Here is a 19,828-nt window from a genome sequence, read left to right as displayed (position 1 = left end):
ATGGTCGCGGACGCGCACCACCTCGGGCACGCCATCGACATCTCCTCCACCAGTCCGACGCCCTTCTGGCGTCTGGTGCGCGTCGAGCTGCGCAAGTCCTACGACACCCGCGCCGGCTTCTGGCTGCTCGCCGTCATCGGCCTGATCGTGCTGGCCGCCGAGATCATCGTGCTCGCGGTCGTCACGACCCAGGACGAGTCGATCGCCCTCGGCGACTTCGTCGCCGTGGCCGCCTTCCTCACGTCGTTCCTGCTGCCGGTCCTCGGCATCATGGTGCTGACCACGGAGTGGTCGCAGCGCACCGCGATGGTGACGTTCGCCCTCGAGCCGCGGCGCCCGCTCGTCATCGCGGCGAAGGCCCTCGTCGGCGTGCTCCTGACGCTGGCCACCGTGGCGGTGTCGATCGTGATCGGCGCGGTGTGCAACGCGCTCTACGGCGTGATCGAGGGCAGCGCCGACTGGACCTTCGGCTGGTCCGACTTCTGGGCGTTCCTCCTCACGCAGGTCCTGGCGATGCTCGGCGGCTTCGCCCTCGCGGCGCTGCTGCTCAACACCCCCGCGGCGATCGTGGTGTTCTTCGTCTACAAGTGGGTGCTGCCCGGCCTGTTCGAGCTCGGCGCGCAGCTGGTCGGCTGGTTCGGCGACCTGCGGCCGTGGCTGGACTTCCAGTCGGCGCAGAACGCGATCTGGGAGTGGTCGAGCTCCGGCGAGGACTGGGCGAACCTGGTCGTGTCGGGAGTCGTCTGGCTGGGTCTGCCGCTCGCGTTCGGCATCTGGCGGGTGCTGCGGGCCGAGGTGAAGTGAGCGGCCCTAGGGTTGTCCCATGAGATCTTCCCGCGAGGACGGCCGCGCCGACGACGAGCTGCGGCCGATCACGATCACGCGCCACTGGCTCGACCACGCCGCCGGCTCCGTGCTGGTCGAGTTCGGCCGCACCAAGGTGCTCTGCGCCGCGTCGGCCTCGGAGGGGGTCCCGCGCTGGCGGAAGGGCTCCGGCCTGGGGTGGGTGACGGCGGAGTACGCGATGCTCCCCGCCTCCACCAACACCCGCTCGGAGCGGGAGTCGGTCAAGGGCCGGATCGGCGGCCGCACCCACGAGATCAGCCGACTGATCGGCCGCTCGCTGCGTGCGGTCGTCGACTACAAGGCGCTCGGTGAGAACACCATCCAGCTCGACTGCGACGTGCTCCAGGCCGACGGCGGCACCCGCACCGCCGCGATCACCGGGGCGTACGTCGCGCTGGCGGACGCCGTCGCGCACCTGCGTGCCACCGGGGCGCTCGCCGGCGAGCCGCTCACGGGCTCGGTCGCGGCAGTCAGCGTGGGTATCGTCGACGGCGCGCCCCGCCTCGACCTGCCCTACGTCGAGGACGTCCGCGCCGGGACCGACATGAACGTCGTGATGACCGGCGACGGCAAGTTCGTCGAGGTCCAGGGCACCGCGGAGGGAGTGGCCTTCGACCGGTCCGAGCTCGACGCGCTGCTCGCGCTCGCCGAGAAGGGCTGCGCCGACCTGACGCGGCTCCAGGAGGAGGCGCTGGCGCGGTGAAGGTCTTCCTCGCCTCGCGCAACCGCAAGAAGATCGAGGAGATGGCGCGGATCCTCCGCGAGCACGCTCCCGACATCGAGGTGCTCGGCATCGACGACGTCGAGGGTTACGACGAGCCGGTCGAGGACCGGGCGACGTTCGAGGGCAACGCGCTGCTCAAGGCGCGAGCCGGGTTCGCCGCCACCGGGCTGCCGTCGCTCGCCGACGACAGCGGGCTGTGCGTCGACGCGCTCAACGGCATGCCGGGCGTGCTGTCGGCCCGGTGGTCGGGCCCGCCGAAGGACGATGCCCGCAACAACCGGCTGCTGCTCGCCCAGCTCGCCGACGTGCCGGACGAGCGTCGCTGCGCCCACTTCATGTGTGCGGTCGCGTTCGTGCACGCCGAGGGCCACGACGGGGAGGAGTGCGCCTCCGGCGTCATGCCCGGTCGGGTGATCCGGGAGTGTCGGGGCGCCGGTGGCTTCGGGTACGACGTGCTGTTCGAGGCCGACGACCGGCCCGGGATGACCACGGCCGAGCTGTCGCGCGAGGACAAGGACGCCATCTCCCACCGCGGCTGGGCGCTGCGGCGGATGGCGCCGATCGTCGCCCGGATCCTCGGTGAGACCGAGGGTCAGACCGCCTGAGGCGCGCGCACCAGTCGCCGGGTGAGCACGAGGCCCCAGATGGTCGCGAACGCGAACATGAAGATCGAGTAGACCGGGGCCGGCACCGAGATCCTGGTGCTGTCGAGGACCTCGACGGCGACGTAGATCGCCAGCGTCGCGTTGTGCACCCCGATCTCCATCGACGACGCGACGGCCTGTGACTTCGGGACGCCCGCGACCTTCGGGACGACGTATCCGGTGACGAGCGAGACCGCGCAGAAGAGAGCAGCCGCCAGGCCGACGTCGGCGACGTACCCCGCCGCGTCCGGACGGGTGCCGAAGGGGGGACTTGAACCCCCACGCCCGAAGGCACGGCATCCTAAGTGCCGCGTGTCTGCCTGTTCCACCACTTCGGCGAGCAGCGTCAGCCTAGTTCCGCGCCGACCGAGGAGTCAGCGCGGCTCCTCGTCGGCGAGGTTGAGCTCGAGGTCCTTGCGGAGCTTGGCGACGTGGCCGGTGGCCTTGACGTTGTACTGCGCGAGGAAGACCTTGCCGTCCTCGTCGACGACGACCGTCGAGCGGATGACTCCTTCGACGGTCTTGCCGTAGAGCTTCTTCTCGCCGTACGCGCCGTACTCCTTCAGCACGGTCTTGTCCGGGTCCGACAGCAGGGTGATCGTGAGCCCGTCGCGGGCCCGGAACTTCGCGAGCTTCTCGGGCTTGTCGGGCGAGATGCCGACGACCTCGTAGCCCTCGGTCCGGAACGAGTCGAGCGTGTCGGTGAAGTCGCAGGCCTGCTTGGTGCAGCCGGGGGTCATCGCCGCCGGGTAGAAGTAGACGATCACCTTGCGGCCGAGGAAGTCGCCCAGGGCGACCTCGGCGCCGCTGTCGTCGGTCAGCGTGAACTCGGGGGCGGTGTCGCCGGGGGAGAGGCGCTCGGTCACGGTGCGGACTCCTTGTCGCAAACGATGTGCAATAACGTAGGCTGGGCACGAACTCGGCCCCGCAAACCTATCCCGCCGACAGGAGCGCACATGCACGTCCCCGACGGCTTCCTCGACGCACCCACCTCCGTGGCGACCGGCGTGGTCGCCGCGGCCGCGGTCGGCGTCGCGCTGGTCAAGGCTCGCAAGGAGCTCGACGACCGCACCGCCCCGATGGCCGGGCTGGTCGCCGCCTTCGTGTTCGCCGTGCAGATGCTCAACTTCCCCGTCGGCGCCGGCACCAGCGGCCACCTGATGGGCGGCGCGCTCGCGGCCGTGCTGGTCGGTCCGTGGACGGGCCTGCTCTGCCTGAGCGTCGTCTTCATCGTGCAGTGCCTGCTCTTCGCCGACGGTGGCATCACGGCGCTCGGCACCAACATCACCCTGATGGGCATCACGACCGTCGCCGTCGGCTGGCTGGTCTTCAAGGGTCTCCAGCTCGTGATGCCCAAGCGGCTCTCGCTGACGGCGATCCAGGCCGGCATCGGCGCGTTCGTCTCGGTCCCGGTGGCGTCGCTGCTCTTCGTGCTGCTGTACGCCGCGGGCGGCACCGCCGACATCCCGCTCGACACGCTGGCGACCGCGATGGTCGGCGTGCACGTGCTCATCGGCATCGGCGAGGGGATCATCACCTTCCTCGCCGTCGGTGCCATCCTCGCCGTGCGCCCCGACCTGGTGTACGGCGCCCGCCCGATCCTGGCGCGCCGCGAGCTCGAGATCCGCAGCACCGCGACGAAGACGACGGGAGCCTCCGCATGAAGAACGTGCCGACCAAGTGGGTCCTCGTCGGCGTCGGTGTCGCCGCGCTCGTCCTCGCCGGCATCGTCAGCTTCTACGCGTCCGGATCACCCGACGGCCTGACGAAGGTCTCCGAGGACAAGGGCTTCGCCGACACCGAGACCGCGCACGGGTCGAAGGACAGCCCGTTCGCGGGATACGCCACCAAGGACGTGGGCAACGAGCGCCTCTCCGGCGGGCTCGCCGGCGTGGTGGGAGTCGTCGTCGTGCTGGCGCTCGGTGCCGGGCTCGTCTACGTCGTGCGCCGGCGGACGCCTGCGTCCGACAGGTCGACCGACCGGGAGCACGAGCCGGTGGACTGATGGGCGCCGGTCACGGCCACACGCTGCACTTCCACGGTCACTCGCCGGTCCACCGCGCCCCGGCGCACCTGAAGGTCCTCGCGCTGCTGGGGTTCATGCTCGTGGTGGTGGCGACGCCGCGGGACTGGTACGCCGCGTTCGCGGTCTACCTCGCCGCGCTGATCGTCGTGGTCGGGGTGAGCCGCGTGCCCCCGACGTACCTGCTCAAGCGCACGGTCGTCGAGGTGCCGTTCGTCCTCTTCGCGGTGCTGCTGCCGTTCGTCGCCACCGGGCCGCAGACCGAGGTGCTCGGCGTCAGCGTCAGCCAGCACGGCCTCGAGGCCGGCATCGCGTTGCTGGTCAAGGGCACGCTCGGCGTGCTCGCCAGCCTCACTCTCGCGGCGACCACCGAGCCCCAGGACCTGCTCGTCGGGCTCGAGCGGCTGCGGCTGCCGCAGCAGCTCGTGCAGATCATGGCGTTCATGGTCCGCTACCTCGACGTCGTCACCGACGAGATGAGGCGGATGAAGGTCGCTCGGGAGTCGCGCGGCTTCTCCGCCCGCAACCCCAGGCACTGGCCGGTGCTCGCGCGCTCGGCGGGTGCGCTGTTCATCCGGTCCTACGAGCGCGGTGAGCGAGTGCACCTGGCGATGCTCTCCCGGGGCTACACCGGGAGAATGCCGCGGTGACTCCCGTCCTCGACGTCCACGGCCTGGCCTACGCCTACCCCGACGGCCACCAGGCGCTCTTCGGCGTCGACCTGCACGTCCATCGTGGCGAGCGGGTCGCGCTGCTCGGCCCCAACGGCGCCGGCAAGACCACGCTCGTGCTGCACCTCAACGGCATCCTCGCCGCGGGCGCGGGGAGTGTCGCGGTCAGCGGCCTGCCGGTCGAGAAGGCGAACCTCCCCGAGATCCGGCGCCGGGTCGGCGTCGTCTTCCAGGACCCCGACGACCAGCTCTTCATGGGCACGGTCCGCGCCGACGTCGCGTTCGGGCCGAGCAACCTCGGCGTCGCGGGCGCCGAGCTGGACCGCCGGGTGATGAGCGCGCTGGAGCAGGTCGGCATGGAGGAGTACGTCGACCGCCCGCCGCACCACCTCTCGTTCGGTCAGCGGCGCCGGGTCGCCGTGGCGACGGTGCTCGCGATGGAGCCCGAGATCCTCGTGCTCGACGAGCCGTCGTCCAACCTCGACCCGGCCTCGCGCCGCGAGCTGGCCGACATCGTGCGCTCGCTCGACGTGACCGTCCTGATGGTCACCCACGACCTCCCGTACGCCCTCGAGCTCTGTCCGCGCTCCGTGGTGCTCAGTGGCGGGACGGTCGTGGCCGACGGCACGACGTACGACGTGCTCACCGACGACGCGCTGATGCGCGCGCACCGGCTGGAGCTGCCGTTCGGGTTCGACCCGCGCACCGCGATGCCCCGCCCGTAGTGCGGGTACCTGCTGGTTGGTAGCGTTTCCACGCGACGCACGACGCCGTCAGGACTTGAGGAGACCAGGTGGGCCAGGACCAGCAGCTGTCCGCGCTCGAGCACGAGATCGAGCAGACCAGGGAGCGCCTGGCGACGACGATCGACCAGCTCCTCTACCGCGCGCACCCGAAGACCATCGTGAGCCGCGAGGTGAGCAGCATCAAGGCGCACTTCGTCGACACGCGCACCGGTCAGCCCCGCACCGGCAACATCCTCGCGGTCGCCGGCGGCGTGGTCGGGGTCGTGGCGCTGTTCGTGGTCGTCCGGAAGGTCGTCAGCTGACCGGTGATGTGCAGGTGACCAGCAAGACCCCGATCAAGATGCTGCACGACCGGATCCTCGTCGAGCTCGACAAGGATTCCGGCGAGCGCCGCTCCTCCGGCGGCATCGTCATCCCGGCCACGGCCGCGATGGGCGCCCGCCGGCTCGCCTGGTCGAGGGTCGTCGCCGTCGGACCGCACGCCCGTGCCGTCGAGGTCGGCGACCGGGTGCTCTTCGACGCCGACGACAAGGCCGAGGTCGAGGTGCACGGCGAGCTGTACGTCGTGATGCGCGAGCGCGACGTCCACGCCGTCGCCGCCGAGCGCGTCGGCGACGAGGCGACCGGGCTCTACCTGTAGCCCGGGCCGGCGCACGTCGCGGCGCACGTCGCGGCGCCCGGCGGCGTCACGACCGTTGCCGCCGCAGCCCGCAGGTCGCGGGACCCTCGAGGACCGCGCCGTCGGCGTCGAACCGGGAGCCGTGGAGCGGGCAGTCCCAGCTGTGCTCGGCGTCGTTCCAGCGGACCACGCCGCCCAAGTGGGTGCAGACCGCCGACAGGTCGCGCTCGACGCCGTCGACGCGGGCCGCCGCCGTGGGCCGCCCCGGGCGGTCGTAGCGCACCCGGCCCGCGCCCTCGGCCGGCCCGGAGCCTGGTCGTGGGCGCAGCGGACGCAGCCAGCCGCCGGCCATCTCGAGGCCGACCTCGCCGTTGGCCAGCGCGGCTCCCGGGAGGCCGGTGAGCCGGCGGGTCGCCCACGGGTCGAAGACGCTCGCCCACGGCTGGTGGCCGTCGAGCAACCGTCCGGCGACGGCCAGCGCGGCGGCCACCCCGTTGGTGAAGCCCCATTTGGAGTAGCCGCCCGCGACGAGCAGGTGCTCGGCGCCGGGCAGCAGCGGGCCGACGTACGGCAGGCCCGAGGCCGGCGCGTAGTCCTGGGCCGACCAGGCCCGGGTCTCCTCGGCGCCGGGGAAGTGCTCGTGGGTCCAGGCGCGCAGCGACTCGAGGTGCTGCTGCTCGGAGGTGGCCGCACCCGTGCGGTGCCCGTCACCGCCGACCAGGAGCAGCCGGCCCCCGTCGGCGTCGCGCAGGGACCGGGTCGGGCCGTCGGCCGACAGGAACATGCCGTCGACGGCCGGCCGGTCCGTGCGGAAGGCGATCGAGTACGACCGCTGCGGGGTCGCCCGGGCGAAGAACCCGCCGCGGTCGAGGATGGGCATGTTGGTCGCCACGACGACCGTCCGCGCGCTCGCGCCGCCGTGCTCGGTCCGGACCCGGACGGGGTGCCGCCCGTGGACGCGGCGGACCCGGTCGCCTTCGATCACGACGGCGCCGTGTCGCCGTGCGTCCGCGGCCAGGGCGGCCACGAGCGCGACCGGGTCGACCTGGCGCTGGTCGGGGAGGAGCACGGCGCCGGTCGTCTGGAAGGGGAGCGGCGGGCCGTCGGTCCATGCGGCCTCGGCCACGCCCCCTGCGTGGAGGGCGTCGAGCTCGGCGCGGACGGAGCGCCGTCCCTTGGCGGTGGTCGCATAGGTGTAGGACGTCCGGGCCTCGCACGCGACGTCGTGCTCGCGACAGAACCGGTCGAGCCAGGCGAGGCCCTCGCGATTGGCCTCGGCGTAGGACCGCAGCACCGACGGCCTGTGGCGCCGGGCGATCCGGGAGAAGTGGGTGCCCTGCTGGATGCTGACCTTGGCGGTGCTGCCGCCCGTGGTGCCCGAGCCGACGCGTCGCGCCTCGACGAGCGCGACCGAGCGCCCGGCGCGCGCCAGCAGCGCCGCGGTGGTCACGCCCGTGATCCCGGCGCCCACGACGATGACGTCCCACTCGCCGCTGAGCCGTCCGGGCTCGACCTCGGGTAGCTCGTTGCGGTCCCACCAGACGGATCTCAGCACCATGCCCGAGCAGTTCCCCCGAGGTGGGCGGTCATGCTGCTGCAACGACGAAACCCGGCAGACGTGGTCTGCCGGGCTCTCCGTACGCCATCAGGGACTCGAACCCCGAACCCGCTGATTAAGAGTCAGCTGCTCTGCCAATTGAGCTAATGGCGCCCTGCCCCTGGTCGCCCGGGAGCGACGTGAACTCTACCAGCGCGGAACCCTCGAAAAAAATCGGCGGGCGTCCCTGGCGGACGGTGTCAGATCGACGCGAGGACGGCCTGTGCTGCGGAGTGTCCACCGAGCCCGGAGACGGCGCCGCCCCGCCTCGATCCGGAGCCGCACACGAGCACGGAGTCGACGTCGGTCTGCACGCCCCACTGCTGGGCGGGCGTGTCGAGCCGGGTGCGGTGGGGCGCCCACGGCCAGTCGAGGTCGCCGTGGAAGATGTGTCCGCCGGGCATCGCGAGGTCGCGCTCGATGTCCTGGGGGATCTTCGCCTCGAGGCAGGGCCGGCCGTAGGCGTCGGTGGCCAGGCAGGACTCGATCGGGTCGACGAGGTGCTGGTCGAGCGACTCGATCGCGCGGCGTACGGCGAGGTCCTTCGCTGCCACGGGATCGGCGTCGAACAGGTGCGCGGGCGTGTGGACCCCGAAGTAGGTGAGCGTGTGCGTGCCCGCCGCCGCGTCCCCGAGGATCGAGGGATCGGTGAGCGAGTGGCAGTAGATCTCGCCGGGCAGGACGGCGGGGACCCGGCCGGCGGCCGCGTCGTCGTACGCCGCCTCGAGCTGGCTGTAGTCCTCCGCGAGGTGGAGGGTGCCGGCGAAGGCGACCTCGGGGTCGACCCCCGAGCGCAGCCGCGGGAGCCGCTCGAGCAGCATGTTGATCTTCAGCTGGGAGCCGACGGGCTTGCTCGCCGGGTCCTCGCCCTCGCCGAGCAGGATGCGGAGCACCCACGGGGCGACGTTGGAGAGCACGTGGCGGGCCTCCACCCGGTGCGGGCCGTCTGCGTCGTCCCAGCCCACCTCGGCCCCGCCGTCGCCGGCGTGGATCCCGCTGACCCCGGCCGTGGTCAGGATCTCGGCGCCCGCGTCGATCGCCGCCCGCGTCAGCGCGTCGGTGACCGAGCCCATCCCGCCGACCGGGACCCGCCACTCGCCGGTGCCGTTGCCGACGAGGTGGTAGAGGAAGCAGCGGTTCTGCACCAGCGAGGGGTCTCGCAGCGACGCGAACGTGCCGATCAGGGCGTCGGTCGCGACCACGCCGCGCACCGTGTCGTCGGCGAACCGGGCCTCGATCGTCTCGCCGAGGGGCGTGGTCACGAAGTCACGCCAGATCCCGGGGGTGACCTGGTCACGGACCTCCCTCTCGAGCGGGAGCGGCTCCAGCAGGGTCGGGGCGACGACGGCGGCGAGCTCGCCGACCTCGGCGTAGAAGCGGTCCCAGGCCTCGTGCTCGACCGAGCCTCCGGTCAGCCGGCGGAACGACTCCGCGGTGCGCGCGCCCTCCGGCCGCTCGACGAGCAGGCCCCCCGGCCGGCCGTCGCGGACCGTCGGGGTGAACGACGCCACCGATCGTGAGGCGAGTCGCAGGTCGAGGCCGAGGTCGGCGATCAGCCGCTGGGGCATGAGGGAGACCAGGTAGGAGTAGCGCGACAGCCGCGCGGGGTGCCCGGAGAACGCGCGCGCCGAGACCGCGGCGCCGCCGGTGTGGTCGAGGCGCTCCAGGACGAGGACCGAGAGCCCGGCCCGCGCCAGGTACGCCGCCGCGACCAGCCCGTTGTGTCCGGCGCCGACGACCACGACGTCGTACGCCCTCCGCTGTGCGCTCATCCGCCCAACCTAGGCCATGAAGGTCGTCCGCCCGAGCACCGGCGATTTGCCCGCACATCCCGCCGAGTCGCGAGAGGATCAGCCCCGACATGTCGACCTTGCACGAGATCTCCGAGGTGGGGGTGACGCCGAAGCCGTCGCTGCTGCCCGCCTTCGGCATGCTGGCGCTCACCGCGTTCTTCGGCCTGCTCGCCGTCTACGGCGCACCCGAGGACGGCTACGCGATCGGCGTCTGGCCGGTCGCGCTCGCGTCCTCGACCCTGTTGGTGTCCCGTCGGCCGACCACGCCGGTCGTGCTGGCCCTCGTGATGGCGATCGCGTTCCTGACGATCTGGACCGGTCGGCCGCCGGAGGTCGCCCTGGGGCTCGCGGCCGGCATCACGGCGGAGACCTGGGTCGTGTGGCGGATCCTGACCGGCGGCGTACGCCGGCGGCCGGAGCTCTACACGAACACCGACCTGGCTCGCTACATCGTCGCGTCGACCGCAGGTGCGCTCGTGGTCGTCGTCGCGACCCTCGTCACGAGCCTCGCGACCGGTTGGGGCGACGCGTGGCTTCTGGCGCTGGCCGTCGGCACGCCGAGCCTCGGGTCGCAGCTCTCGGTGACGCCGTTCTTCTGCCGGCTTCGGCCGCACCGCGGGCTCGCCGGGACCGTCGAGCGGCTCGCGCAGTGGATCCTGATCGTCACGGTCACACCGGTCGTCTTCATGCTCGACGACTCTCCGGCGATGGTGTTCCTCCTGGTGCCGCTGCTCGCGTGGGGTGCGATGCGCAGCGGCGCGTACGAGGCGATCGCGCAGCTCTTCACCGTGCTCGGGATCGCCATCGCGCTGACGACCCGCCACCACGGACCCTTCGCGCAGGTCGACGCTCGCTACGACCTGCCCGTCGACGTCCAGGGCGTCCTGCTGGCCGCCTTCATCATCGCCTCCGCGCTGGTCGTCGTCCCGTTCGTGCTCAGCGTGGGTGAGCAGCTCGAGAACGCGCGCCAGACCGCGGCCGAGCGCGACAAGGTGCAGCGGATCGTCAACGGCATCAAGGGTGTGGCGATCATCGGCACCGACGAGCTCGGCCGCGTCACGCTCTTCAACCCCGGCGCGGAGCGGCTGCTCGGCTACACGGCCGACGAGGTCGACGGGCTGCCGACCCGGATCTTCCACGACGCCGACGGCGTCGCCGAGAAGGCCGCCGAGCTGGGGATCCCCGACGACTTCACGACCGTCGCCGGCGCCCTCATCGGCTACGGCCCGACCGACATGAAGTTCGTCCGCAAGGACGGTCAGGTGCGCAACCACTCGATGTCCCTCAACCGGGTGGTCGACGACCGGGGCGCGACGATCGGCTATGTCAGCACGTCGGAGGACATCACCGAGCGCGTCGAGGCCGAGGGCCGGCTCGTCGAGGCGCTCGAGACCGAGCGCCAGGCCGTCGAGCGGCTCCGCGAGGTCGACCAGGTCAAGGACGCGTTCGTGTCGAGCGTAAGCCACGAGCTGCGGACGCCGATCACCAGCATCCTCGGCTACCTGGAGATGCTGCAGGACGGGGAGTACGGCGAGCTCGAGTCCGCGCAGCTCGCCGCCGTCCGGCGGGTCGCGTCCAACAGCTCGCGGTTGCTGTCGCTGATCGACGACCTGCTCACGCTCTCCCGGCTCCAGGAGGGCGGTCTCGGGACGGCCGACCGGCTCGTCGACCTGCGCAAGGTGGTGGCCGCCGCCTGCGCCGTCGTCGCCCCGTCCCTGGAGAAGCGCGAGCTCGTGCTCGAGGTCGATCTCCCCGACGAGCCGGTGCCGTTCCTCGGTGATCGCGACATGCTGGAGCGGGTGGTGATCAACCTCGTCGGCAACGCCGTGAAGTTCACGCCGGAGGAGGGGCGCGTCGACGTGCGCCTGCGGGTCGGCTCCGAGACCGTGGACGTCGAGGTCGCGGACACCGGCATCGGGATCCCGTCGCACGAGCAGGACCGGCTGTTCAGCAGGTTCTTCCGCTCCTCCCTCGCGCAGGAGCGGGCGATCCCGGGCAGCGGGCTCGGCCTGTCGATCGCGCACGCGATCGTCGAGCAGCACGGCGGCTCGATGTCCGTGGAGTCCGAGCCCGGCGCAGGCACCACCTTCCGGGTGCGGCTGCCGATCCTCGTCCCCGCCTAGACGAGTTGTTCCCAGGGGTCGTGCCGGCGAGCGTCGCGCAGCGTGCGAGCCCTTGGGTGAGTCGTCTAGGACAGGTCCTTCTCGAACCAGGCCTCGGCGTACGGGTTGTCGTTGTAGCGGGCGATCGGGCGGTAGCCGGCGCGCGCGTACATCGCGATCGCCTCGGTCAGGGTGCCGTTGGTGTCGAGGACGACCCGGTCGTGGCCGAGCCGGCGGGCCAATGCCTCGAGCTCGCGCAGCATCCGCGCACCCAGGCCCGCGCCGCGCCAGGCCTCGTCGACCCACATCCGCTTGATCTCGGCGACTCCCAGCAGGTCGTCGTCGAGCTCGCGGACGCCGCCGTACGCCACCGGTCGGCCGTCGCTGGTCGCGAGCAGGAAGGTGCCCGCGTGGTCGGGCCGGCCCGGGTCGAAGCCACCGGGGAAGCGTCGGTCGAGCTCCGCGAAGTAGCGGCCGGCCGCCGCCACCGCGGTCGGGTCCGTCGGAGGCACCTCGCGCAGCTCGATGGTCGCGGCCCGCACGAGCAGGTCCGCCGTCGCCAGCGCGTCGGTGAGACGAGCCCGCTGCCGCGCCGTCAGCGGCGCCACCAGCCGCTCCGCGAGCTCCTCGGACCGCTGGTCGAGCTCTCGCCAGGCCCGCCGGCCGGTGGCCGTGAGCGTCGCCAGCCGCCGCCGGCGGTCCGCGGGGTCCTCGGCCACCCGGACCAGGCCGTCGCGGTCGAGGCGGCGCAGCAACCTGGTCAGGTAGCCGGAGTCGAGCCCGAGCCGGTCGCGCAGCTCGCGCACCCCGGCCCCGTCCGGCCCGATCTCGAACAGCAGCCGGGAGACACCCAACGGCCGTCCGGTGCCGAGGAACGACTCCTCCAGCACGCCGATGCGCTGGGTGTAGGTGCGGTTGAAGCGGCGCAGCATCGCCGTGTCGTCCATTCTCTGACCTTAGTCAGAGATATCTCGGGTGTCGACGGCTGGCGACGAAATGACTCGAGCCCCGGCCGTCGTACGACCGGGGCTCCGAGAGTCTGGGGTGAGTGACGGGACTTGAACCCGCGGCCACCTGGACCACAACCAGGTGCTCTACCAGCTGAGCTACACCCACCATGGGCCCGGGGATCCCGGGCCGTCGGAAAGTGTAGAGGAATCAGTCGGCGTTCGTGGAATCGGTCTCGGTCGGGGACTCCGCACCGCTGAAGCCGGTGAGCGCGCCGCCGTGGCGGAGCGCGATCGCCCGGGCGACCTCGCTCTCCGGCCCGGGCGGCGGCACGAAGACGGCGTCCCGGTAGTAGCGCAGCTCCTCGATGCTCTCCTGGATGTCCGCGAGCGCCCGGTGGTTGCCGCCCTTGGCGGGGGCCTGGAAGTAGGCCCGGGGGTACCACCGTCGCGAGAGCTCCTTGATCGAGGAGACGTCGACGATCCGGTAGTGGAGGAACGTCTCCAGCGCCGGCATGTCCCGGGCCAGGAACGCCCGGTCGGTGGCCACGGTGTTGCCGGCCAGCGGCGGACGACTGCCCTCGGGACAGTGCTCCTTGATGTAGGCCAGCGCCCGCTCCTCCGCCTCGTCGAGCGTGACGCCGAAGTCCAGCTCACGGAGCAGCCCGGACCTGTCGTGCATGTCGCGCACGAAGTCGCCCATCTGGTCGATCGCCTCGGAGGGTGGCTTGATGACGATGTCGACACCCTGGCCGAGCACGTTGAGCTCGAAGTCGGTGACGAGCACGGCGAGCTCGATGAGCGCATCGGGGCCGAGGTCGAGCCCGGTCATCTCGCAGTCGATCCAGACGAGTCGGTCGTTCACGAGACGTCACCCTACGCTGAGGCAGGAGGGACCTGTGATCCGGCGAAGTGGACCTTCGCCTCTCAGATCCGGCTCAGGAGCAGGCCCTAGGGTCGAGGACGTGAGGGGATGGCTCGGCCTGCTGCTGCGCGTGGTGGTCGGCGTCGTCTGGATCGTCGCCGGGGCGCTCAAGCTCCCGGACCCGGCCCAGAGCGTCGCCGCGGTCCGCGCCTACCAGCTGTTGCCGGGCGACCTGGCGACGCCGGTCGGACAGCTCCTCCCCGTGATCGAGATCGTCGTCGGGGTGATGCTCGTCGTCGGCCTGCTCACCCGCGGAGCCGCCGCCATCTCCGCCCTGTTGTTCGTGGCGTTCATCGTCGGCATCGCCTCGGTCTGGGCCCGCGGCATCAACATCGACTGCGGGTGCTTCGGCGGGGGTGGTGCCGACCCGGACGCCGCATCGCAGTATCCGTGGGAGATCGCGCGCGACGTGCTCCTGCTCGCCGCGTCGGTCTTCGTCGCCTGGCTGCCGTCGACCCGGCTCTCGCTGGACGCTCTCCTGTTCCGCCGTACCTCGTTGTCCGAAGGATCCTGATGTCGAAGAAGAACCGCGCCAACGACCGTGCCGCCCGGGCCGCCGCCGCCCTCGCGGAGCAGCAGCGGCAGGAGCGCCGCCGACGGAACCTGATGGTCGGCGGCGTCATCGCCGGCATCGTCGTCATCGTGCTGGCGGGGTGGCTGCTGTCGCGCAGCCTCGACACCACCAAGGACGTCGACGCGCCGGCCGCGGGCAGCGAGTTCGGACTGACCATCGGTCCGGGCGACGCCCCGAACAAGATCGTGATCTACGAGGACTTCCTGTGCCCCTACTGCGGGGAGCTCGAGCGGACGACGCGCGACGACCTCGCCAGGCTGGCCGGTGACGGAGAGGTCCAGGTCGAGTACCGCCCCTTCAACCTGCTCGGCGGCGACGACGACACGAGCTACTCCGTCCGCGCGAGCGGCGCGTTCTCGATCGTGCTGGAGGAGTCCGGCCCGGAGGTCGCCAAGGAGTTCCACGACCTGCTCTTCGAGAACCAGCCGAGTGAGCGCGGTCCGTTCCCCGAGAGCTCCGAGCTCGCCGACCTCGCCGTCGAGGCGGGCGCCGACGACGCCGCCGTGCGTGCGGCGATCGAGGGCGACGAGGGCAGCGACTGGGTCGACCGGGCCACCAGCGCCGCGACCGAGGCGGGCGTGAACAGCACGCCGACCGTGCTGCTCAACGGCGAGGTCTTCCAGGAGGGTCGGACCGCCGAGGACCTGGGCTCCGCCCTGGTCGAGCGGGTCTCCTGAGGCACCTGCGATGATCCGGCGATGACCAACCTCGCCGACTTCATCGCCCGACTGCCGAAGGCCGAGCTGCACGTCCACCACGTCGGCTCCGCCTCGCCGCGGATCGTCTCGGAGCTGGCCGAGCGGCACCCCGGGACGGTCCCGAGCGATCCCGACGAGATGCGCCGGTTCTTCGAGTTCCGCGACTTCGCGCACTTCATCGAGGTCTACCTCGCGGTGGTCGGGCTGATCCGCACCCCCGAGGACGTGCGCTACCTGACCCACGAGATCGGACGCGAGATGGCGACCGGGCAGGGGCTGCGGTACGCCGAGCTCACCTGCACGCCGTACACCTCCGTGCGACCCGACGCCGCCGACCTCGGCATGCCGATCGAGGCCTACACCGAGGCGATCGAGGACGCGAGAGTCTCCGTCGAGCGCGACTTCGGCCTGGTGCTGCGCTGGATCTACGACATCCCCGGCGAGGCCGGGCTGCCGTCGGCGGACGCGACGCTGTCCTACGCCCTCGACCACCGCACCGACGCCCTCGTCGGCTTCGGGCTCGGCGGCCCCGAGATCGGAGTGCCGAGGCCGCAGTTCCAGCCGCACTTCGACGCCGCGCGGGCGGCCGGACTGCACAGCGTGCCGCACGCCGGCGAGACGACCGGGCCCGAGACGGTCTGGGACGCGCTGCGACTCCTGGGGGCCGAGCGGATCGGGCACGGCACGTCGTCCGCGCAGGACCCCGCCCTGCTCGCCCATCTCGCCGAGACCGGGGTCGCGCTCGAGGTGTGCCCGTCCTCCAACGTCGCCACCCGCGCGGTCACCCGGCTGGAGGAGCACCCGATCCGGGCCTTCCGCGACGCGGGCGTGACGATCACGGTCAACTCCGACGACCCGCCGATGTTCAACACGACGCTGTGCCGGGAGTATGAGATCGCCGCGGACCTGCTCGGACTCGACGAGGCCGGCGTCGCCGACCTGGCGCGGAACGCCGTACGCGCATCGTTCGCGGAGGACGCCGTCAAGGACCGGATCCTCGGCGAGATCGACGAGTACGTCGCGTCCGCGGCCGGGTCGGACAGGTAGGCCGGGCAAGTAATAGGCCCCGCGAGCTCATACCAAGCGGGGCCACGTCCTTTGTATCGCGCGCGCCGCCGGATCGGGCGCATTGGCGCGCGTGTCGAACCGGTCACAATGCCGAAGCCGCAAGGAATAGGGTGGCGACCATGTCGCCCGCACCGATCCGCGTCGCCGTGGTCAACGACTACGCGATCGTGGTCGCCGGCATCGCGACGATGCTCGCTCCCCACCGCGAGCGCGTCCAGGTGGTCGAGCTCGACACCTCGATGTCGGTGGTCCGCGACGTCGACGTCGTGCTCTACGACACGTTCGCCGCGGTGCAGGGCGACGGCGTCGACCTCGACGACCTGGTGCAGGGCGGCGACGCCCGGATCGTGATCTTCAGCTGGAACCTGCAGCCCGAGCTGGTCCGCAAGGCACTCGAGCGCGGCGCGGCCGGCTACCTCTCCAAGGGCCTGGACGCCGAGCAGATCGTGGCCGGGATCGAGGCGGTGCACCGCGGTGAGACCGTGACCCCTCCTGCGTCCGCGACGACGGTGGACGACGACGTCCGTGGTGAGTGGCCGGGGCGCGACGTCGCCCTCAGCGCCCGTGAGGCGGAGGTGCTGGCGCTCATCACCCAGGGCCTGAGCAACCAGGAGATCGCCGAGCGCACCTACCTCTCGATCAACTCGGTCAAGACCTACATCCGCACGGCGTACCGCAAGATCTCGGTCACCCGCCGGGCCCAGGCCGTCGCGTGGGGCATGACGCACGGCTTCGAACCGGACCGGATGCGCCGGTTCACGCCGGAGGACTGAGCCTCGTGGAAGGACACAGATCGATGAAGTGGCGGTGCGCGGGCGTCGCGGGACTGGTCACCGCGGTGGCTCTGTCCGCCGTACCGGCGTGGGCCAGCGTGGTCGCGGTCGACGGCGACATGGTGGCGTTCGCCGACGTCGACGGGGAGCCGAACACGATGCGGGTCAACTGGGGCAACAACCCCACCGCCCGCCCGGCCCTCCACGACGACGCCGACGTCACCCAGGTCGACGGCGAGTGCGAGCTCCTCGGTGACTACGTCTACTGCTCGACGCCGGGGACGCCGCGGTTCGGGCTGTTGCTCGGTGACGGGGACGACTACGGGGCCTCGATCAACAGCCAGTCGCTCGGCACGACCACCCGGATCTTCGGGCAGGACGGCGACGACACGCTCGAGAGCTACGAGGGCAGCGACGTCCTTTCCGGCGGCCGGGGCAGGGACATCCTGGTCCCGGACCGCGACCACCCCCACGGGGGCGACGTGCTGGGGGGCGGCCCCGGTCGCGACCTCCTCCAGCTCGGCGGGGTGGTCGCCAGCCGGATCAGGGCGAGCCTCGACGGCAAGGCCGACGACGGCACCCCCGGAGACCGGGACAACTACCGGGCCGACATCGAGGACGTGAACGGCTCGGCGCTCGCACGCAACGTGATCATCGGCAACCGCGGGGCCAACGACCTCCGCGGGGGCGACCGTGCCGATCGGCTCGTCGGCAAGGGCGGCCGCGACCGCCTCACCGGACTCGACGGCGCGGACACCCTGGACGCGCGGGACGGTCGTGGCGGCGACCGGGTCGACTGCGGCGCCGGCGCCGACAAGGCGCTGGTCGACCGCGGCGACATCGTGACCCGGCGCTCCTGCGAACGCATCGTGCGCCGCTAGGAGGACCACCAGCGCCCCCGGCAGGACTCGAACCTGCGACCAGCGGATTAGAAGGCCGCTGCTCTATCCAGCTGAGCTACGGAGGCCGGAGGCGGGAGGACGCCGCGTCGGCGCTCCCACCGGGCGCAAGTATGCCTGACCGCGACCGGCGGGCCGCACCGATGCCGGGTCCTCGATATGAGGTAACACCTTCGCCGGCGCGCCCGGGTCCTTGGCGCCGTCGGCGACGCTGGAGCGCAGCACAGAACAGACGAGACCATGCGAACGATCCGAACCTCGAGGCTCCTGGCGACCGGGACGCTGGTCGCCGTCTGCCTCTCGGCGCCCGGCCACAGCCCCGGCGGGGACGGCGCCACCCCGATCTCCAGCGACGGGGCCGTGGCTGCGCCGGATCCCGTGACCGCCCCGCTCCCCGCCATTCCGTCGGTGGAGGGGGCGATCGAGACCGCGATCCCGCGACCGGTGCTCGAGGCCGCCACCACGACGGACCCGGGGCCGGTCCCGAGCGTCGCGCTCTCGGCGTACCAGCGTGCGGCGATGGTCGTCGCCGAGGTCGACCCCGGTTGCGGGCTGGCGTGGCCGCTGCTCGCGGCGATCGGCTCGATCGAGTCCGACCACGGGCGGTACGCCGGCGCGCTGCTGGGTGCGGACGGCGTCTCGGATCCCCTCACCCTGGGGCCGGTGCTGAACGGGCGCGGCGCGGTCGCCGCCGTGCCGGACACCGACGGCGGCCTCGTCGACGGCAACACCCGCTGGGATCGTGCCGTCGGACCGATGCAGATCCTGCCCTCGACGTGGGCGACGATCGGCGTGGACGCCGACGGCGACGGCAGGCGCTCCGCCGACGACATCGACGACGCGGCCCTCGGCGCGGCGGTGTACCTGTGCGCTGCGCCCGGTGACCTCACCACGGCGACGGACCTCCGCGAAGCGCTGCTGCGCTACAACCCGTCGACGTCGTACGTCGCAGCCGTGCTCGTGCTCGCGCACGAGTACGCCGGCGGGACGGTCGCGCTGCCGGACCTCGTCGACACGGTCGCGGTCGCGGCGGGGGTGCTGCCCGTCGACCCCGTCGACCCGACCCTCGACGGTGCCGGCGACGACGGGCCTCGCACCCAGGGCGGCTCCGACAAGCCGAAGGGCCCGGGAGACGAGGGCGGCGCGGATGACGAGGGCGGCCGGGGCGGCGCCCCGGCGGCTCCGCCCACGGCCCCTCCGCCTGCCCCTCCGCCGGCGCCACCGACTCCACCCGCGACTCCGCCCGCGGCTCCACCGACGGCCCCGACCGTCGTGCCGCCCGCGGCGCCGGTGCCGGCACCGACGCCCTCGCCTCCTGCGGCCAGTCCGGTCCCCACACCGACTCCCACACCGGCACCGACTCCGGTCCCGACTCCCGAGCCGGAGCCGCCGACCCAGCAGCTCACCGGGCCGCTCACCGAGTGCGGCACCGAGGTCGAGCCGGCCTGGTGCGTCGGCGAGGTCCGCGTGGAGGTCGGCCGCGCGGAGGTGCTCACCGCCGTCGCGCTGGCCGACTTCGACGGCGACGGTGCCGTCGAGACCAACGCCGACGAGCTCGCCGGCCTCGTGGGCATCGAGGTGACGGTCACCACGTCCGTCCCCGCCGAGGGCGAGCTTCCGGTGGTGCTCCTGATCGAGGAGGCCGCCTACCGCGAGCCCGTGACCGGCCCCTGACCGGCCCCCTCACCGGCCCGGTCAGAGCACCCTCTGCGTACCGACCAGGGCCGTGACCGCAGAGGTCAGGGCGGTGCTGCCCGCGACGAACGCCCCGGTCGTCAGCACGCCGAGCGCACGACGGGTGCGCGTCGCCTCGCGCGGGAAGACGGCCTCGCGCAGGCGAGTCAGACCGCGTCCGAGGACGCCGAGCACCTGCCGCGCCCACGAGTACTCGAGCGCGAGCAGCGTGAACCCGAGCGCGATCACCACGAGCCCCGGGCCCGGGAGCACCAGCATCGCGATGCCCGCGAGGATGATCAGCGGACCGCCCACGGTCACGAGCACCTTGACGGCGACGGCACGCACGGGGCCGGCGTTCGACCACCGCTCCACCCGGGTCAGCAGGGCGTGGGCGCGCGGGGACAGCGAGTGCGACATGTCGAGCAGGGTGACAGCCGGGCCTGAGAGCGACCTGAGTCCGAGCGGTGGCCGGTTTGGACGACGGCCGCTGCCGACCTACGGT

23 protein-coding genes and 4 tRNA genes are annotated in these 19,828 nt (G+C 72.2%); 16 read left to right on the top strand and 11 right to left on the bottom strand.

Going from position 1 to position 19,828, the window contains the following annotated elements:
• The 3 genes from PZ894_RS22870 to rdgB are packed head-to-tail and all read left to right on the top strand — an operon-like array spanning position 1 to position 2,175.
• Complete coding sequence (locus tag PZ894_RS22870) at positions 1–804, top strand: ABC transporter permease (RefSeq protein ID WP_275748329.1); 804 nt, start codon at positions 1–3, stop codon at positions 802–804.
• 19 nt (positions 805–823) lie between these two features.
• Positions 824–1,549 carry a ribonuclease PH gene (gene rph, locus PZ894_RS22865; RefSeq protein WP_275748328.1) on the top strand — a complete coding sequence of 242 codons (726 nt, stop codon included), beginning with the start codon at positions 824–826 and terminating at the stop codon, positions 1,547–1,549.
• A complete protein-coding gene (gene rdgB / locus PZ894_RS22860) occupies positions 1,546–2,175 on the top strand; it encodes an RdgB/HAM1 family non-canonical purine NTP pyrophosphatase (RefSeq protein WP_275748327.1) in 630 nt (209 codons plus the stop codon). The genes rph and rdgB overlap by 4 nt, the downstream gene beginning before the upstream one ends.
• Here the strand turns inward: rdgB and PZ894_RS22855 are convergent.
• The 3 genes from PZ894_RS22855 to bcp form a co-directional block, all read right to left on the bottom strand.
• Positions 2,163–2,324, bottom strand: a complete 162-nt coding sequence (locus PZ894_RS22855; RefSeq protein WP_275748326.1) for a hypothetical protein — start codon at positions 2,322–2,324, stop codon at positions 2,163–2,165. The two genes, rdgB and PZ894_RS22855, sit on opposite strands and share 13 nt — an antisense overlap.
• 146 nt (positions 2,325–2,470) lie before the next feature.
• Positions 2,471–2,552 (bottom strand) — tRNA-Leu (locus PZ894_RS22850).
• Positions 2,553–2,588: 36 nt separating this feature from the next.
• Positions 2,589–3,080, bottom strand: a complete 492-nt coding sequence (gene bcp / locus PZ894_RS22845; protein WP_275748325.1) for a thioredoxin-dependent thiol peroxidase — start codon at positions 3,078–3,080, stop codon at positions 2,589–2,591.
• A 90-nt stretch (positions 3,081–3,170) separates the two neighbouring features.
• On the opposite strand from bcp, the gene PZ894_RS22840 reads away from it, so the two are divergent.
• From PZ894_RS22840 to PZ894_RS22815, 6 genes are all read left to right on the top strand, one after another.
• Positions 3,171–3,878, top strand: coding sequence for an energy-coupling factor ABC transporter permease (locus PZ894_RS22840; protein ID WP_275748324.1), 708 nt, complete (start codon positions 3,171–3,173; stop codon positions 3,876–3,878).
• Positions 3,875–4,219: a PDGLE domain-containing protein gene (locus PZ894_RS22835; RefSeq protein ID WP_275748322.1), complete on the top strand. Its 345-nt coding sequence runs from the start codon at positions 3,875–3,877 to the stop codon at positions 4,217–4,219. The genes PZ894_RS22840 and PZ894_RS22835 overlap by 4 nt, the downstream gene beginning before the upstream one ends.
• Positions 4,219–4,887, top strand: a complete 669-nt coding sequence (cbiQ, locus tag PZ894_RS22830; protein ID WP_275748321.1) for a cobalt ECF transporter T component CbiQ — start codon at positions 4,219–4,221, stop codon at positions 4,885–4,887. The genes PZ894_RS22835 and cbiQ overlap by 1 nt, the downstream gene beginning before the upstream one ends.
• The gene (locus PZ894_RS22825) at positions 4,884–5,633 is read left to right on the top strand and encodes an ABC transporter ATP-binding protein (RefSeq protein ID WP_275748320.1); all 750 of its coding nucleotides are present in this window, start codon (positions 4,884–4,886) and stop codon (positions 5,631–5,633) included. Before cbiQ ends, PZ894_RS22825 begins: the two co-directional genes overlap by 4 nt.
• Positions 5,634–5,701: 68 nt before the next feature.
• Positions 5,702–5,956, top strand: a complete 255-nt coding sequence (locus PZ894_RS22820) for a DUF3618 domain-containing protein (RefSeq protein ID WP_275748318.1) — start codon at positions 5,702–5,704, stop codon at positions 5,954–5,956.
• 38 nt (positions 5,957–5,994) lie between these two features.
• Entirely contained in the window at positions 5,995–6,294 is a 300-nt protein-coding gene (locus PZ894_RS22815; protein WP_275748399.1) for a co-chaperone GroES, read from the top strand.
• Between the two features lie 46 nt (positions 6,295–6,340).
• Here PZ894_RS22815 and PZ894_RS22810 read toward each other — a convergent pair whose 3' ends face one another.
• The 3 genes from PZ894_RS22810 to PZ894_RS22800 all read right to left on the bottom strand — a co-directional run bounded on the left by PZ894_RS22810 (position 6,341) and on the right by PZ894_RS22800 (position 9,642).
• A complete protein-coding gene (locus PZ894_RS22810; RefSeq protein WP_275748317.1) occupies positions 6,341–7,831 on the bottom strand; it encodes an FAD-dependent oxidoreductase in 1,491 nt (496 codons plus the stop codon).
• Positions 7,832–7,911: 80 nt separating this feature from the next.
• A tRNA-Lys gene (locus tag PZ894_RS22805) sits at positions 7,912–7,984 on the bottom strand.
• Between the two features lie 86 nt (positions 7,985–8,070).
• Positions 8,071–9,642, bottom strand: a complete 1,572-nt coding sequence (locus tag PZ894_RS22800) for an NAD(P)/FAD-dependent oxidoreductase (RefSeq protein ID WP_275748316.1) — start codon at positions 9,640–9,642, stop codon at positions 8,071–8,073.
• Positions 9,643–9,731: 89 nt separating this feature from the next.
• Between PZ894_RS22800 and PZ894_RS22795 the strand changes: the two genes are divergently transcribed.
• Positions 9,732–11,786 carry an ATP-binding protein gene (locus tag PZ894_RS22795; RefSeq protein WP_275748315.1) on the top strand — a complete coding sequence of 685 codons (2,055 nt, stop codon included), beginning with the start codon at positions 9,732–9,734 and terminating at the stop codon, positions 11,784–11,786.
• 65 nt (positions 11,787–11,851) lie between these two features.
• Here PZ894_RS22795 and PZ894_RS22790 read toward each other — a convergent pair whose 3' ends face one another.
• The 3 genes from PZ894_RS22790 to orn form a co-directional block, all read right to left on the bottom strand.
• Positions 11,852–12,712, bottom strand: coding sequence for a helix-turn-helix domain-containing GNAT family N-acetyltransferase (locus PZ894_RS22790; RefSeq protein WP_275748314.1), 861 nt, complete (start codon positions 12,710–12,712; stop codon positions 11,852–11,854).
• Between the two features lie 93 nt (positions 12,713–12,805).
• Positions 12,806–12,881 (bottom strand) — tRNA-His (locus PZ894_RS22785).
• 42 nt (positions 12,882–12,923) lie between these two features.
• The gene (orn, locus tag PZ894_RS22780; RefSeq protein ID WP_275748313.1) at positions 12,924–13,577 is read right to left on the bottom strand and encodes an oligoribonuclease; all 654 of its coding nucleotides are present in this window, start codon (positions 13,575–13,577) and stop codon (positions 12,924–12,926) included.
• 100 nt (positions 13,578–13,677) lie between these two features.
• On the opposite strand from orn, the gene PZ894_RS22775 reads away from it, so the two are divergent.
• From PZ894_RS22775 to PZ894_RS22755, 5 genes are all read left to right on the top strand, one after another.
• Positions 13,678–14,151, top strand: coding sequence for a MauE/DoxX family redox-associated membrane protein (locus PZ894_RS22775; protein ID WP_275748311.1), 474 nt, complete (start codon positions 13,678–13,680; stop codon positions 14,149–14,151).
• On the top strand, positions 14,151–14,888 hold the full coding sequence (locus PZ894_RS22770; protein WP_275748309.1) for a thioredoxin domain-containing protein: 738 nt from the start codon (positions 14,151–14,153) through the stop codon (positions 14,886–14,888). Before PZ894_RS22775 ends, PZ894_RS22770 begins: the two co-directional genes overlap by 1 nt.
• 21 nt (positions 14,889–14,909) lie before the next feature.
• Positions 14,910–15,956 (top strand): adenosine deaminase, encoded by a 1,047-nt coding sequence (locus PZ894_RS22765; RefSeq protein WP_275748308.1) that lies wholly within the window; start codon positions 14,910–14,912, stop codon positions 15,954–15,956.
• Positions 15,957–16,096: 140 nt separating this feature from the next.
• The gene (locus tag PZ894_RS22760; protein ID WP_275748306.1) at positions 16,097–16,750 is read left to right on the top strand and encodes a response regulator transcription factor; all 654 of its coding nucleotides are present in this window, start codon (positions 16,097–16,099) and stop codon (positions 16,748–16,750) included.
• Between the two features lie 23 nt (positions 16,751–16,773).
• Positions 16,774–17,631 (top strand): hypothetical protein, encoded by an 858-nt coding sequence (locus PZ894_RS22755; RefSeq protein ID WP_275748305.1) that lies wholly within the window; start codon positions 16,774–16,776, stop codon positions 17,629–17,631.
• A gap of 12 nt (positions 17,632–17,643) precedes the next feature.
• On the opposite strand, the gene PZ894_RS22750 is transcribed toward PZ894_RS22755, so the two are convergent.
• Positions 17,644–17,717, bottom strand: a tRNA-Arg gene (locus PZ894_RS22750).
• A 172-nt stretch (positions 17,718–17,889) separates the two neighbouring features.
• Between PZ894_RS22750 and PZ894_RS22745 the strand changes: the two genes are divergently transcribed.
• A complete protein-coding gene (locus PZ894_RS22745) occupies positions 17,890–19,323 on the top strand; it encodes a lytic transglycosylase domain-containing protein (protein WP_275748303.1) in 1,434 nt (477 codons plus the stop codon).
• Between the two features lie 21 nt (positions 19,324–19,344).
• Here PZ894_RS22745 and PZ894_RS22740 read toward each other — a convergent pair whose 3' ends face one another.
• The gene (locus PZ894_RS22740; RefSeq protein WP_275748301.1) at positions 19,345–19,743 is read right to left on the bottom strand and encodes a PGPGW domain-containing protein; all 399 of its coding nucleotides are present in this window, start codon (positions 19,741–19,743) and stop codon (positions 19,345–19,347) included.
• Between the last annotated feature and the right edge of the window lie 85 nt (positions 19,744–19,828).

The sequence above is a fragment of the Nocardioides sp. YIM 152315 genome (genome assembly GCF_029210375.1).
Classification (GTDB): domain Bacteria; phylum Actinomycetota; class Actinomycetes; order Propionibacteriales; family Nocardioidaceae; genus Nocardioides.
Note: the sequence above shows the minus strand (reverse complement) of the source record. Positions and strands in the feature narration are given on the sequence as shown.